The following is a 13,922-nucleotide window of genomic DNA, read 5'->3' on the forward strand; positions in this document are numbered from 1 at the left end:
GTGGATGAAGCGAGAGCCACCCCGGCCCCGCCGCACCGACCGGGCGCACACGGGCCCGGCGCCGGCGGCCTCAGCGCTGGTAGCGCAGGAAGAGGTTGCCGTCCTCGGCGAGCACCTGGACCAGCCTCATCGTGGCCGGTTCGGGCCAGGGAGGGCCCTCCACGATGCCCATCCGGCCGGGGCCGGCGAGCATCGGCGCCACGGTCAGGCACAGCTCGTCGAGCAGACCGGCACCGGCAAGCTGGGCGTGCAGCAGCGGCCCGCCCTCCGTGAGTACCCGGGTCATCCCCCGTTCGGCCAAGGCCGCGAGGGCCGCCGCCGGGTCGACGGTCGTCTCACCGCAGAGGACGACCTCGGCGACCGCCGCGAGCGCCTGCCGTTTGGCCGGGGGGGCGGCGTCGCAGGTCAGGACGATGGGACGGACCTCGGCGTCGAACAGTCGGGCGCCGGGATCGAGGCCAGCGGTCGCGGTGATCACGGCGATCGGGGGGACGGCGGCGAGCCCCGCGGCCTGCCGCCGATCCCGCCGTTCGGGGGGGACGATCACCGGCCCGTAGTTCTCGTGGCGTACGGTGCCGGCGCCGACGAGCACCACGTCGCTGAGCCAGCGCAGCAGCTGGAAGACCCGTCGGTCCGCCTCGCCGCCCAACGGGCCGGACCGCCCACCCACCTCGGCGGCACCGTCGACGGAGCTGACGAAGTTCGCCCGGACGTAGCTGGTCTGCCCGGCTGCGGGCGGGTAGGCGTAGGCCTCGTCGAGATCGACCTCGACCGCCTTCGCCGCGATCTCGTCGCCGCCGGCGGCGACCGGACCGTCCGTGCCGGCACCGGCACCGGCGGCATCCGCCGTCGTCGTCGCGACCGGCGCGGGCGTGCCTGGGCTGTCGGCGGGGCCGGGAACCGGAAGGATGCGTCGCACCGAGCCGACTGTAGCCGGTCGGCGAGGGCTCATCCGGTTCGTCTCGTCCTGTGACGTGCGGCCGACCAGCCTGTTCCTACTGCCCCGATCGGCGGCTCGCCCGGCCCTCGATCCCTGCCCTGAAGGGGCTGCGAGAGGGGTGGGCCCTGCCCCGAGGGGCGGCTGCGAGAGCCCTGTGTCCTGCCCTGTTGGGCGGCTCTGCGCGCCGTGCGTCCTGCCCCGCGGGCGGCGCCGTGACGACCCCTGTGCCGGCCCGATCGGCCCGGGCACTGTGAGTTCGGTCCCGGCGGCGCACGACGGGTGGCCCGATCCGGCCTGCTCCGTAGGCTGGCGGGGTGGTGCAGCGCCTCGTCGACCGCCGACCGCAGGTGCGGCCCGAGGAGCTGGTCGCCGCGCTCGTCCCGCCGCCGCGCTTCGACGCCGTCCGCTTCGCCGGCTACCTGCCCGATCCTGCGGAACCGAGCCAGAGCGCCGCCGTCACCGCCCTGTCCGCGTTCGCCGACCGAGTGAATGCCGGCCCCGCCAGGGGCGGCGGTTCGGCCCGTAGGGCCCGCAGCGGCCGGTCGGGGCTGTTCGGCCGCGGCGTCCGCGGGGCCTGGTCGGGTGGTGCGGGCCGCGGTGCGGGGACGGCCCGGCCGGGGGTGTACCTCGACGGCGGGTTCGGCGTCGGCAAGACCCACCTGCTCGCGTCGCTGTGGCACGCGGTGGCGGGCCCGAAGGCCTACGGCACCTTCGTCGAACTCACCTCCCTGGTGGGAGCGCTCGGCTTCGCGGCGACCGCGCGCGCTCTCGGCGGGATGCGGCTGCTCGCCATCGACGAGTTCGAGCTCGACGATCCGGGCGACACGGTGCTCATGTCGACCCTGCTGACCCGCCTCGCCGACGCCGGCGTCGCGCTGGCCGCGACGAGCAACACCCAGCCGGAGGATCTCGGCGCCGGCCGGTTCGCCGCGGCCGACTTCCTGCGCGAGATCCAGGGCCTGGCCGCCCGCTTCGACGTCCTGCGCGTCGACGGCGCCGACTACCGGCACCGGGGACTGCCGGCCCCGCCCCCGCCACGCGCGGACGGCGAGGTCGCGGCGCTTGCCGCCGCCCACGACGGGGCCAGCGAGGACGATTTCGCGGCGCTCTGCGCGCATCTCGCCGGACTGCACCCGTCGCGTTACGGGGCACTCGTCGACGGGGTGCGGCTGGTCGCGTTGCACGGCGTGACGCCGGTCGCCGACCAGGCCGTGGCGCTGCGGGTCGTGGTGCTCGCCGATCGGCTCTACGACCGGTCGATACCGGTCGTCGCCTCGGGCGTCGGTCTGGGGGAGCTGTTCGGCGCGGAGCTGCTCGCCGGGCCGCATCGGAAGAAGTACCAGCGGGCGGTGTCGCGCCTGGCCGCGCTCGCCCGCGACGGCGCCCACCTCACCACCACCGCCTGACCCTCGCCGCCTGACCCCCGCCGTCCGCGTCCCGCCGCCCGAGTCCTGCCACCTTCCATCCCGGACGCCGGCCTCGCGGCGCTCCCGAACCGGCTGCCCGTCAGGTGGACGGACATCAGGGACCGGACCGCCGCGATCGTCGGCGAGGCCTGCGACGATGGACGCATGGGAACCTACGTCGTGCTGCTCGTCATGGTGTTGCTGGTGGGGCTGGCGGTGCTCGGCGCGCTGTACTTCCTGCTGTCCCGCGGCCGCATCCGACGATGACCGGCGGGCCGGGCGCGGCGGCGCTCAGCCGGCGGGCGGCAGCAGGCGGGTGATCACGACGGACTCGCCGTCGAGCTCGACCCGGCCGGGCATGTAGGTGAAGCCGGGGGCCGAGGCCGCCGGCGCGTCGAACGGGACGCCGTCCAGCGGCACCGCCTGCCGCTGCGCCGCGAGGTTGACGACGATCGCCACGTCCCCCCGGCGCACCACCAGCCAGCGGGCCTCCTCGTCGAAGGTGCACTCCACCGACGCCCACGCCGGATCCGTCAGCGCCGGCAGCCTGCGGCGCAGTCCGATGAGCCGGCGGTGCCAGTCGAGCAGGCTGCCGTGGCCCGGGCGGGTCGGCTCGGACCAGTCCAGCTTCGACCGTTCGAACGTCGCCGGATCCTGCGGGTCGGGAACGTCGTCGGGCCCCCAGCCGTGCTCGGCGAACTCGGCCCGCCGCCCCTCCCGCACCGCGTCGCCGAGCCCGGGGGCGAGGTGGTCGGTGAAGTACTGCCAGGGGGTGTGCGCCCCCCACTCCTCGCCCATGAACAGCATCGGGGTCAGCGCCGAGGTGAGCAGCAGGGCCGCGCCAATGCGCAGCAGCCCGTCGCTGAGCTGCGCCGACGACCGGTCACCCACCGCCCGGTTGCCGATCTGGTCGTGGTTCTGCAGGAACGTGACGAACCGGTAGGCCGGCGTCGTCGGCGGCATCGGCCGACCGTGGGAGCGGCCGCGGAACGACGAGTAGCCACCCTCGTGCACGAAGCCCTTCGTCAGCGCGTGGGCGAGCGTCGAGATCGACCCGAAGTCGACGTAGTAGCCCTGCCGTTCGCCCGACAGCGTCGCCCACAGCGCGTGGTGGGCGTCGTCGCACCACTGGCCGTCCAGGCCGTACCCGCCGGCCTCGGGCGCGACCACCAGCTTCGGGTCGTTGAGGTCGGACTCGGCGACGACGAACAGCGGCCGGCGCATCTGCGCCCCGAGCCGGTGCACCGACTCGGCGATCTCCTCGAGCAGGTGCATCGCCCGGCTGTCCTGGAAGGCGTGCACGGCGTCCAGGCGCAGCCCGTCGCAGTGGAAGTCCCGCAGCCAGGACAGGGCGCTGTCGAGGATGAACGCGCGGACCTCGTCCGAGCCGGGCGCGTCGAGGTTGACCGCCGGCCCCCACGGGGTGATGTACCGGTCGGTGAAGTACGGCCCGAACTGCCCCAGGTAGTTCCCGTCCGGGCCGAGGTGGTTGTAGACGACGTCCATGATCACGCCGATGCCGCGGGCGTGTGCCGCGTCGACGAACCGCTTCAGCCCCTCCGGCCCGCCGTAGGGCTCGTGCACGGCGAACAGGCCGACCCCGTCGTAGCCCCAGCCGTGATGCCCCGGGAAGGCGTTGACCGGCAGCAGCTCGACGGCGTCGATACCGAGCTCGGCGAGGTGGTCGAGCCGGCCGATCGCGGCGTCGAAGGTGCCCTCCGGGGTGAACGTCCCGACGTGCAGCTCGTAGAGCACGCTGCCGGCCAGTGCGATGCCCCGCCAGCTCGCGTCCGACCAGCGGAACGCGCCGTGGTCGACGAGCCGGGACCGGCCGTGGACCCCCGCCGGCTGCCAGACCGAGCGGGGATCGGGCAGCTCCTCGCTGCCCCCGTCGAGCTGGAACGCGTAGTCCGTGCCGTGCTTCGCGGAGGGGACGTTCACCCACCACCAGCCCCGCCGCCCGGCGGACATCTCATGGGTGGCGTCGCCGGCGGAATCCGCCACGACCAGGCTGACCGTCTTCGCGTCCGGGGCCCACAGCCGGAAGGTGCTCATAGCTCCTGTCTACCTTCCGCCGCCGGCCGACATGCCGTGTCCGTGACAACGGCCCCCACCGAAGGTGCCCGCAGGACCCGGTTTCACCGGGCGGGACGGCCCCCTGTGACCGGTCTCATGGCCGCGGACACGCCAGGTGAGATCCGTGATCAGCGTCTGGCGGCGCGCGCCGTCCCGCCTCGTGCGGACGTCCGTCGGCGGCGAAGGTCGATCCGTGGGAGGGGCCCGTTCGCGCCGGGTCAGGAGCGTGGTGAAGGCCTCGGGGAGCCGGGCCCGCGGTCAGGAGCGGACGAGGAGGCTGACGGGGAAGTCGCGTAGGAGGCGCAGGACGTAGGCGGTGCCGCCGTCGTGCTTGCGGCCGGTCAGGACGTCGGTCCAGCGGCCCTCGGGCAGGGGGATGGTCGTGTCGCGCCAGCCGCCGCCGCGGCGCAGGCCGAGGACCAGGCGCGGCACCACGGTGACCACCGACTCGGAGCGGGCGAAGGCGACCACGTTCTCCGCGGCCGAGCCGGACGCCCACAGCGGCCGGTAGGTGGCCCGGTCGCCGAACCACTCGGGGTGCTCGCGGCGGGTCCGCAGCGTCCGGGCGACGACGAGCAGCTTCGCGGCGCCGGAGTCGTCGAGCAGCGGCGGGCGGCGTGGCCCGCCGGTGTCCGCGCCCGGCTCGGCGCCGAGCTCGGCGAGCAGCTTCGTGCGGTCGCCGTAGTTGACCGGGCGGCGGTTGTCCGGGTCGACCAGGGACAGGTCCCACAGCTCCTGACCCTGGTACACGTCCGGCACGCCGGGGACGGTGAGCTGGAGCAGCTTCTGGGCCAGCGAGTTCTGCCGGCCGAGCTCGACGAGGGTGGCGACGTAGCCGGTGAGCACGGCGAGGAACTCCTCGTCCTCCAGCACCGACTCGATGTAGTTCGTCAGCGCCGCCTCGTAGGCGGGGTCCTGGTCGGTCCAGCTCGTGTAGACCTTCGCCTCGCGGACGGCCTTGACCATGTACTGGGTCGCCCGCTCGGTGGACAGCGGCCAGGCGCCGACGAGGGTCTGCAGCAGGAAGTAGGCGGTGGACCGGTCCGGCCAGCCCTGCTCGGTGTCGCGGTGGCGCTCGCCGAGGCGGACCAGCCGGCCGGCGACCTCCGCCCAGCCGCGGGGGTCCTCCGACAGGACGGCGAGGCGGGCGCGGACGTCCTCGGAGCGCTTCGTGTCGTGCGTGGACAGGGTGGTCATCGTCAGCGGCCAGTTGCGCTGCACGGTCAGGTTCGCCTCGTGGAACTCGGTGACGGCGCTGCGCGGATGCCCGGTGGTGAACGCCGGGAAGCGCGCCGGGTCGCCGCCGACCTCGTTGAGGGCGATGAGCCGGGAGTAGCGGTAGAACGCCGTGTCCTCGATGCCCTTGGCCATCACCGGGCCGCAGGTCTGCTGGAAGCGCGTGACGAACTCGGGCGGGCCGCTGAGGGCCAGGTCCTCGATCAGGTCGACCTCGGTGGAGCGGCCGGGCAGGTACGAGCGGGCCTGCTCGCAGGCGCGCACCACGTGGCCGCGTGCCTCCAGGCTCGGGGTGCCGTCCGGGCGGATGTAGGCCCGGTAGACGTCGAAGGCGGCCAGCACCTCGCACAGCGCCTCGCGCAGGCCGGTGCGGGTGAGGTCCGCGCGGGCCTCCCGGGCCTCGCCGAGGGCGAGCGCGGTCAGCCGGTCGACCTCGGGCTGCAGCACGCCGGCGAGCACGTCGAGCTTCGCGGCCCGGGCCTCGGCCTCGTAGTCCGGATCGGCGCGGGTGATCTCCTGGTAGAGCGCGGCGAGGGGATGCCCGGCGACGGGGTCGAGGAACAGCCGGGTCAGCCGGGCGATGCCCTCGTAGCCGGTGGTGCCGTCGCAGGCCCAGGTCTCCGGCAGGTCCTCGTCGTTCTCCAGGATCTTCTCGACGACGGTCCACACCCCGCCGGAGGCGTCGGCCAGCCGCCGCAGGTAGCCCTCCGGGTCGGCCAGGCCGTCCGGATGATCGATGCGCAGCCCCTCGAACGTGCCCGCCCGAACCTGCTCGATGAGCAGCCGATGGGTGGCGGCGAAGACGTCGGGTTCCTCCTGGCGCAGCCCGGCGAGGGTGGTGATGTCGAAGAAGCGGCGGTAGTTCAGCTCGCTCGCGGCGACCCGCCACCAGCACAGCCGGTAGTACTGGGCGTCGAGGGTCGCGGCGACGTCGTCGGGGTCGGCGGTGCCGGGCGCGGTCGGCAGCACGTGGTCGTAGTAGACGACGACCCACGCGCCCTCGGTGTCCTGTTCGACGGAGATCTCCCCGGCGGCCAGGCAGTCCGCGAGGCCGGCGCCGAGGATCGGCACGAGCACCCGGCCCGGGTTGTCGGGGGCGGCCCAGTCGATGTCGAACCAGGTCGCGTAGGGGGAGTCGGGGCCCTCCCGCAGCACCGACCACCAGGCCGCGTTCGCCGCCGCCGGGGTGACGGACATGTGGTTCGGGACGACGTCGACGACGATCCCGAGGCCGGCCTTGCGGCAGGCGGCGGTCAGCCGGCGCAGGCCGCCCGTCCCACCGAGCTCGGGGTTGATCTGGCCGTGCTCGACGACGTCGTAGCCGTGCGTCGAGCCGGGGGCGGCCTCCAGCACCGGCGACAGGTACAGGTGCGACACGCCGAGCGCCGCCAGGTAGGGGACGATCACGGCCGCGTCGGTGAGGGAGAAGTCCAGATTGAGCTGCAGCCGGTAGGTCGAGGTCGGGACCACCCGCTCGCCTCGGGAGCCGCCCGGCGGCGGGGCGGTCGGCTCAGTCGACACGGCGCAGCACGACCGTCGAACGGGCGTCGATCTCGATCGGGTCGCCGGCCTTGACCACCTTGCCCACGTCGGTGGGATCCAGGGCGGTGTGGGCCAGGGGGATGACCTCCAGAGTGGCGTCGATCTCCGCGGTGGACTTGCGGGTGTCGATGACCGTCTCCCAGGTCGCGCCGAAGCTCGGTGCCGGCACGCGGAAGGCGACCGGCTCGAAGTGGGCGTTGAAGTACAGCAGGAAGGAGTCGTCGGAGATCGGCTGGCCGAGCGCGTCCGGGTCGGGGATGCCGTCGCCGTTGAGGTAGACGCCCAGGGTGCGGGCCGTGCCGGACTCCCAGTCGACGTCGGACATCTCGGTGCCGTCGGGCCGCAGCCAGGCGATGTCCTTCTTGGCCGGGTCGTCGCTCGCGGCCGGGTCGTCGCCCGCGGCGCCGCGGGCCGCGGTGCCCTGCCCGCGCAGGGAGAGCCCCTTGAAGAACCGGCGTCGGCGGAAGATCGGGTGATCCTTGCGGAGCCTGGCCAGCAGGCCGACGAACTCGACCAGGTCCGCGTTGCGCTCGGCATCCGCCCAGTCCAGCCAGGAGATCGGGTTGTCCTGGCAGTAGGCGTTGTTGTTGCCGTGTTGGGTGCGCCCCATCTCGTCTCCGGCGACCAGCATCGGCACCCCCTGGGACAGCAGTAGCGTCGTGAGCAGGTTACGGGTTTGCGCGGTCCGCAGGGACAATACGTCCGGGTCGTCCGTCGGCCCCTCGACTCCGCAGTTCCACGACCGGTTGTCGTCGGATCCGTCCCGGTTGTCCTCGCCGTTGGCCTCGTTGTGCTTCTCGTTGTACGAGACGAGGTCGCGCAGCGTGAACCCGTCGTGGGCGGTGATGAAGTTGATCGACGCCCAGGGACGCCGCCCGTTGTTCTCGTACAGGTCGCTGGACCCGGTGAGGCGGGAGGCGAACTCGGCGATGCCGTGGTCCTGGCCGCGCCAGAAGTCACGGACGGTGTCGCGGTACTTGCCGTTCCACTCCGTCCACAGCGGGGGGAAGTTCCCGACCTGGTAGCCGCCCTCGCCGAGGTCCCACGGCTCGGCGATCAGCTTGACCTGGGAGACGACCGGGTCCTGCTGGACCAGGTCGAAGAACGACGACAGCCGGTCGACGTCGTAGAACTCCCGGGCCAGCGTGGCGGCCAGGTCGAAGCGGAAGCCGTCGACGTGCATGTCGGTCACCCAGTACCGCAGCGAGTCCATGATCAGCTGCAGGACGTGGGGGTGGCGCACCCGCAGGCTGTTGCCGGTGCCCGTGTAGTCCATGTAGTAGTGGGGGTCGTCGTCCACGAGGCGGTAGTAGGCCGCGTTGTCGATGCCGCGGAAGCACAGCATCGGCCCCATGTGGTTGCCCTCGGCGGTGTGGTTGTAGACGACGTCGAGGATCACCTCGATCCCGGCCTCGTGCAGGTTCTTGACCATGCCCTTGAACTCCTGCACCTGCCGGCCGTGGCCGCCGGAGGCGGAGTAGCCGTTGTGCGGGGCGAGGAAGGCGATCGAGTTGTAGCCCCAGTAGTTGCGCAGGTTCTTGCTGACCAGGTGCTCGTCGTGGACGAACTGGTGCACGGGCAGCAGCTCGATCGCGGTGACGCCGAGCTTGCGGTAGTGGTCGATCATCAGCGGGTGGGCGACGCCGGCGTAGGTGCCGCGGTACTCCTCGGGCAGCCCGGGATGGTTCTTGGTGAGCCCGCGGACGTGCGCCTCGTAGAACACCGACTCGTTGTAGGGCGTGCGCGGCGGACGGTCGCCGTTCCAGTCGAAGAACGGGCTGATCACGACCGACTTCATCATGTGCGGGCCGGAGTCGGCGTCGTTGACGCTGTCCGGGTCGCCGAAGGTGTACGGGAAGACCGCCTGGTCCCAGGCGACCTCGCCGTCGACGGCCTTGGCGTACGGGTCGAGCAGCAGCTTGTGCGGGTTGCACCGGGCGCCGTGGGCGGGGTCGTAGGGCCCGTGGACCCGGTAGCCGTAGCGCTGCCCCGGCCCGACCGCCGGCAGGTAGGCGTGCCAGACGAAGGCGTCGACCTCCTTGAGATCGACCTGGTCCTCCTTGCCGGCGTCGTCGAACAGGCAGAGCTGGACCCGGTCGGCGATCTCCGAGAAGAGCGCGAAATTCGTCCCCGACCCGTCATATGTGGCGCCCAGGGGATAAGGGCTGCCCGGCCATACCTGCGACATACGAACGAAGCCTACGGCCAGGACGGATGCTCTGATCCGGGGGCGCACGAAATGTGAGGTCAGAGCTTTGGTGATCATTGAGGTTTCATTGATCGGCGGCTGACGGCCGGGCCTAGCATGGACTCATGGCCGACTGGGCGATCTGGGTCGTCGTCGCCGGCGCCCTGCTCGTCGGCGAGCTGCTCACGCTGGATCTGACGCTGGTGATGTTCTCGCTGGCGGCGCTGGTGGGCGCCGCCGTCGCGGTGCTGGGCGTCGATGTGGCCTGGCAGATCGTCGGGTTCGTCGTGGCGGCCGGTGGCTTCGGCCTCGGGCTGCGCCCGGTGGCCCGCCGGCACCTGCAGCGCGGCCCCGAACTGCGCACCGGCACGGAGGCGCTCCTGGGGGAGCAGGCCCTGGTGGTGGAACAGGTCAGCGGCGACGGCGGCCGGGTCAAGATCAAGGGGGAGGTCTGGTCGGCCCGGTCGTACCCGACCACGACCGTGCTGGAGGTCGGCAGCCAGGCGCACGTCCTGCGCATCGACGGAGCGACCGCCATCGTGCATCGATTCGAGATCTGACCCCACGGCCCGGCGCTCCCGGCGTCGGCGGGGTCAGGCACAAGGCCCGCGGGTCCGACTGGGAGGGGTTCGTCATGGCAGGTGTCATCGTCGCCGTGGTGGTCGCGGCGGTATTGCTGATCTTTCTGGCGCGGGCGGTGCGGATCGTGCCGCAGGCGCGGGCGATGGTGGTGGAACGCCTCGGCCGGTACCACCGCACCCTCACCCCGGGGCTGGCGATCGTCGTCCCGTTCGTCGACCGGGTGCGCGACCGCATCGACCTGCGCGAGCAGGTGGTCAGTTTTCCGCCGCAGCCGGTGATCACCGAGGACAACCTCGTCGTCGGGATCGACACGGTCATCTACTTCCAGGTCACCGATCCGCGGGCGGCCACCTACGAGATCGCCAACGTCATCCGCGCCATCGAGCAGCTCACCGTCACCACGCTGCGCAACGTCATCGGCGGGCTGAACCTGGAGGCCACGCTCACCTCCCGCGACCAGATCAACGGACAGCTGCGCGGCGTGCTCGACGAGGCCACCGGCAAGTGGGGTATCCGGGTCAACCGGGTGGAACTGAAGGCCATCGACCCGCCGCGGTCCATCCAGGACTCGATGGAGAAGCAGATGCGGGCCGAGCGGGACCGTCGCGCGGCGATCCTGACCGCCGAGGGCGTGAAGCAGAGCGAGATCCTGCGGGCCGAGGGGGAGAAGCAGGCGGCGATCCTGCGGGCCGAGGGCGAGCGCGAGGCGCAGATCCTCACCGCCGAGGGCGAGGCGAAGGCCATCGGCACGGTGTTCCGGGCGATTCACGAGGGCGACGCCGACCAGAAGCTGCTGGCCTACCAGTACCTGCAGACGCTGCCGCAGATCGCCCAGGGCCAGGCGAGCAAGCTGTGGATCGTGCCGAGCGAGCTGACCGGCGTGCTCGGCGGCCTCGGCAGCGGCCTCGGCGGTCTGCTGGGCACCGGCGGGCCGGCCACCGGCCAGGACGGCGCGCCCGCCCGCGGCGGGCCCAACGGCGCCGCGCCGCAGCGGCCTCATGCCGCGTCGGACTGACTCACCCGGATGAACCATCCACGAGGCGGGGAGCGTGGTTGCCCCGAACCGGGGTTCCGCCCAATTAGTCATACTTCCGGAGGGGGGTGGGGCTAGTCCGCCGAGCCGGACCATGGGACGATTTGTTCAGCCATACGGGGGCGGGTCGACAGGCGCAGGGGAAGGCGTCCCTCGTCGACGGAGGTCCCGCGTGGTCGCAATGTCCTCGACAGCTCGTGAGCTGTCATCCGGCTCGTCGTCCTTCGCCGTGCCGGGCAAGCTGGCGGTGCTCGCCTGTCCGCCGGCCCTGTGCCCGCATCTGGAGTTCGGCGTGTCCGGCGTGTTGTCGTCGCCGGTGTCGCTGACCTGGACGGCGCAGCCCGGCATGCCCGGATTCCTCTTCGCCGGGCTGGAGTGGCGCGCGTCCCCGGGTACGGCGGGCCGAGTCGCCGGCGCCCTGCGCAGGCTCGGTCACATCACCTTCGAGACCGTCGAGGGGCCCTCGCCCGGGTGTGACGCCGAGCGCTATTCCTATACCCCCGATCTCGGCCTGCACCGCGCCGCGATCGCCGCGAACGGTGACGTGGTGGTCGGCGAGGCCGCCCTGCGGGCGCTGCTGGAACGGGGCGAGGCTCGGGAGACCCTCGCCCGTGGCCTGCACCGCCTGCTCGGGACGGCGTGGGACGACGTCCTCGAGCCGCTGCGCCGGGGCGCCCACGGGGCCCCGGTCACCTGGCTGCGGCGCACCGGCTGAAGACCCGCCGCCGACCGGCCCGCGGGGCCCCGGACCTGCACCGGGTGGGCGCGCGTCGCGGATGGTCAGAGCCCTACGACGCATCGGCGCGGAGATGGTTGCGAGGGTGTGGTGAAGCCCACACCCGGGTAGCGCGGGTCTGACGGGCACATACCCCGGCGGTCGTGCGTTGTGGCTTGCGCACGACCTCGCACAACCATTCTGGGAGTTATTCAGTGGCCACCGATTACGACACACCTCGTACGGCTGACATAGAGGACGCCTCCGAGCAGAGTCTCGAAGCCCTCAAGGCACGGCGGGCGGACGCGGCGGCTGATCTCGGTGACGATGTCGACCCGTTCGAGACCGAGCTCGGCCTGCCGGGTGCCGACCTGGCCGGAGAGGAACTGAACGTCCGGGTGCTGCCGCGGCAGGCTGACGAGTTCACCTGCACGCAGTGCTACCTCGTCCACCACCGCAGCCAGCTCGTGGACGAGCGCCGGATGGTCTGCCGGGACTGCGCGGCCTGAGGAACCGCGTTCGGATGTTCCACCGCATGGCCTCTGGCGTGGGCTCGCAACACGCCACGGCCGTGGCGGGGGCCCGCTGACGGCACGCCCCGACCGGCCCGACCGACGGGGTTGCCTCAGCCGACCAGCACGCCCGCGTCCCGCATCGCCGCCACGGCCCGCTCCCCGTCGCCCGGATGCAGGTTGACGAATCTGGTTCGAGCCAGCGGCAGCACCACCGTGAGACCCTGCAACCGCGCGTCCAGCGCGCTCTCCCGGACGCAGTGGTCGCCGGCCAGGCCGACGACGACGAGCGTCGACACCCCGAGCTCGGCGAGCCGCTCCCCGAGCACGGTCGCCGACCGGTGCCCCGAGGCCGGGTCGCGCACGGAGAAGGCGGAGTAGCCGTCGGCCCCGTCCACCCCCTTGCGGATCACCTCGCCCGACACGACCAGGTCGGGATGGAAGCCGGCTCCCGCGGTTCCCGCCACGCAGTGCGGCGGCCAGACACCGCCGTCGGTGACGAAGTGCGGGGTGCGCGCGGGGTGCCAGTCCTGGCTGTAGAACACCGGGGAGCCGGCGGCCACCGCGGCCGCGACCTCGGCGTTCACCCCCTCGACGATCTGCTCGCCGCCGGCCACGTAGAGGCTGCCCGCCGGGTCGGCAAAGTCGTTCTGGACGTCCACGACCAGCAGGGCGATTCCCGGTCCGTAACGCGCAGTCACCGTCGCAGCTCCCCTTGCCTCATGCTGCCATCCTCGTGCCGGCCCGGCCGCCGGGCGGGAGCGGGCCGCCGGCGATATGACCCCACCTGGTCCCACCTGACCCCACTGTCGCATCCCGACACGCCCGCGTCGATATCCCTGATCATGGCGTTCTGGCGGCCTAGGTTCGGGGCATGCGCAGCCGCGATTATGGCCGAGATGTCCTGGCGCCCGCCGCCCGGACCCGCCCGGTTCCGCCGCCGGAGGTCGAGCTCGAAGCCGATCTGGTGGTCGAGGAGGTCGCGACGGGCTTCTGCGGCGCGGTGGTCGGCACCGAGCGCGGCGCCGTCACGCTGGAGGACCGCCACGGCGCCCGCCGGGTCTTCCCGCTCGCACCCGGGGCGTTCCTGCTGGAGGGGCGCCGGGTCACACTCGTGCGGCCCCGTCGGGCGGGGCCTGCCGCCCCGGCACGCACCGCGTCCGGCTCGCTCGCCGTCGCCGGTCATCGGGCCCGCGTCGCCCGTGCCAGCCGCATCTACGTGGAGGGCGTGCACGACGCCGCCCTCGTCGAGCGGGTGTGGGGTGACGACCTGCGCGTCGAGGGCGTGGTGGTGGAGAGCCTCGACGGGGTCGACGAGCTGCCGGGGGTCGTCGAGGCGTTCCGGCCGGGGCCCGGCCGGCGGCTGGGCGTCCTCGTCGACCATCTCGTCCCCGGCTCGAAGGAGAGCCGCATCGCCGCCGCCGTCACCGGCGAGCACGTGCTGGTCACCGGCCATCCCTACATCGACATCTGGCAGGCGGTGAAGCCGGCGTCGATCGGCATCCCGGCCTGGCCGACGGTGCCCCGCGGCGAGCCGTGGAAGGAGGGGGTGTGCCGGGCGCTGGGCGTTGCCGAACCCGTCGATCTGTGGCGCCGGGTACTGGCCTCGGTCGACAGCTACACCGATCTCGAGGTGGGCCTGCTGGGAGCCGTGGAGCGGCTGATCGACTTCGTCACGGCCTGACACCGCCC

Annotated in this window: 11 protein-coding genes; 6 read left to right on the forward strand and 5 right to left on the reverse strand. The window is 72.8% G+C overall.

Translation table 11 applies throughout. The annotated features are described in order from the left end of the window. Positions 1 to 70 precede the first annotated feature (70 nt). The gene (locus FRAAL_RS09200; protein ID WP_011603278.1) at positions 71 to 919 is read right to left on the reverse strand and encodes a pyrimidine reductase family protein; all 849 of its coding nucleotides are present in this window, start codon (positions 917 to 919) and stop codon (positions 71 to 73) included. Between the two features lie 335 nt (positions 920 to 1,254). Here FRAAL_RS09200 and zapE point away from each other — a divergent pair, with 335 nt between their 5' ends. Next, positions 1,255 to 2,346 (forward strand): cell division protein ZapE, encoded by a 1,092-nt coding sequence (gene zapE, locus FRAAL_RS09205; RefSeq protein ID WP_011603279.1) that lies wholly within the window; start codon positions 1,255 to 1,257, stop codon positions 2,344 to 2,346. 291 nt (positions 2,347 to 2,637) lie between these two features. Here zapE and treZ read toward each other — a convergent pair whose 3' ends face one another. The 3 genes from treZ to glgX form a co-directional block, all read right to left on the reverse strand. Next, on the reverse strand, positions 2,638 to 4,401 hold the full coding sequence (treZ, locus tag FRAAL_RS09210; RefSeq protein ID WP_011603281.1) for a malto-oligosyltrehalose trehalohydrolase: 1,764 nt from the start codon (positions 4,399 to 4,401) through the stop codon (positions 2,638 to 2,640). A 279-nt stretch (positions 4,402 to 4,680) separates the two neighbouring features. Next, positions 4,681 to 7,128: a malto-oligosyltrehalose synthase gene (gene treY, locus FRAAL_RS09215; protein ID WP_011603282.1), complete on the reverse strand. Its 2,448-nt coding sequence runs from the start codon at positions 7,126 to 7,128 to the stop codon at positions 4,681 to 4,683. A gap of 40 nt (positions 7,129 to 7,168) precedes the next feature. Continuing rightward, complete coding sequence (gene glgX, locus FRAAL_RS09220; protein ID WP_041939058.1) at positions 7,169 to 9,388, reverse strand: glycogen debranching protein GlgX; 2,220 nt, start codon at positions 9,386 to 9,388, stop codon at positions 7,169 to 7,171. A 125-nt stretch (positions 9,389 to 9,513) separates the two neighbouring features. Between glgX and FRAAL_RS09225 the strand changes: the two genes are divergently transcribed. From FRAAL_RS09225 to FRAAL_RS09240, 4 genes are all read left to right on the forward strand, one after another. Next, entirely contained in the window at positions 9,514 to 9,948 is a 435-nt protein-coding gene (locus tag FRAAL_RS09225; protein WP_011603284.1) for an NfeD family protein, read from the forward strand. Positions 9,949 to 10,022: 74 nt separating this feature from the next. Next, entirely contained in the window at positions 10,023 to 10,985 is a 963-nt protein-coding gene (locus FRAAL_RS09230) for an SPFH domain-containing protein (protein ID WP_011603285.1), read from the forward strand. Positions 10,986 to 11,184: 199 nt separating this feature from the next. Then, entirely contained in the window at positions 11,185 to 11,718 is a 534-nt protein-coding gene (locus tag FRAAL_RS09235) for a DUF3145 domain-containing protein (protein ID WP_041939059.1), read from the forward strand. A gap of 215 nt (positions 11,719 to 11,933) precedes the next feature. Continuing rightward, the gene (locus FRAAL_RS09240; RefSeq protein ID WP_011603287.1) at positions 11,934 to 12,227 is read left to right on the forward strand and encodes a DUF4193 family protein; all 294 of its coding nucleotides are present in this window, start codon (positions 11,934 to 11,936) and stop codon (positions 12,225 to 12,227) included. 116 nt (positions 12,228 to 12,343) lie between these two features. Here the strand turns inward: FRAAL_RS09240 and FRAAL_RS09245 are convergent, their stop codons facing one another. Further along, positions 12,344 to 12,931, reverse strand: a complete 588-nt coding sequence (locus FRAAL_RS09245) for an isochorismatase family protein (RefSeq protein ID WP_041939060.1) — start codon at positions 12,929 to 12,931, stop codon at positions 12,344 to 12,346. A 173-nt stretch (positions 12,932 to 13,104) separates the two neighbouring features. Between FRAAL_RS09245 and FRAAL_RS09250 the strand changes: the two genes are divergently transcribed. Continuing rightward, entirely contained in the window at positions 13,105 to 13,914 is an 810-nt protein-coding gene (locus FRAAL_RS09250) for a DUF3097 domain-containing protein (protein ID WP_011603289.1), read from the forward strand. Positions 13,915 to 13,922: the final 8 nt, after the last annotated feature.

This window comes from Frankia alni ACN14a, assembly GCF_000058485.1.
GTDB classification, from domain to species: Bacteria; Actinomycetota; Actinomycetes; order Frankiales; family Frankiaceae; genus Frankia; species Frankia alni.

What these genes read in the sequence shown, in the direction of transcription:
- treZ (WP_011603281.1), bottom strand. Translation starts at nt 4,401, where the DNA reads ATGAGCACCTTCCGGCTGTGGGCCCCGGACGCGAAGACGGTCAGCCTG.
- glgX (WP_041939058.1), bottom strand. Translation starts at nt 9,388, where the DNA reads ATGTCGCAGGTATGGCCGGGCAGCCCTTATCCCCTGGGCGCCACATAT.
- FRAAL_RS09225 (WP_011603284.1), top strand. Translation starts at nt 9,514, where the DNA reads ATGGCCGACTGGGCGATCTGGGTCGTCGTCGCCGGCGCCCTGCTCGTC.
- FRAAL_RS09230 (WP_011603285.1), top strand. Translation starts at nt 10,023, where the DNA reads ATGGCAGGTGTCATCGTCGCCGTGGTGGTCGCGGCGGTATTGCTGATC.
- FRAAL_RS09235 (WP_041939059.1), top strand. Translation starts at nt 11,185, where the DNA reads ATGTCCTCGACAGCTCGTGAGCTGTCATCCGGCTCGTCGTCCTTCGCC.
- FRAAL_RS09250 (WP_011603289.1), top strand. Translation starts at nt 13,105, where the DNA reads ATGCGCAGCCGCGATTATGGCCGAGATGTCCTGGCGCCCGCCGCCCGG.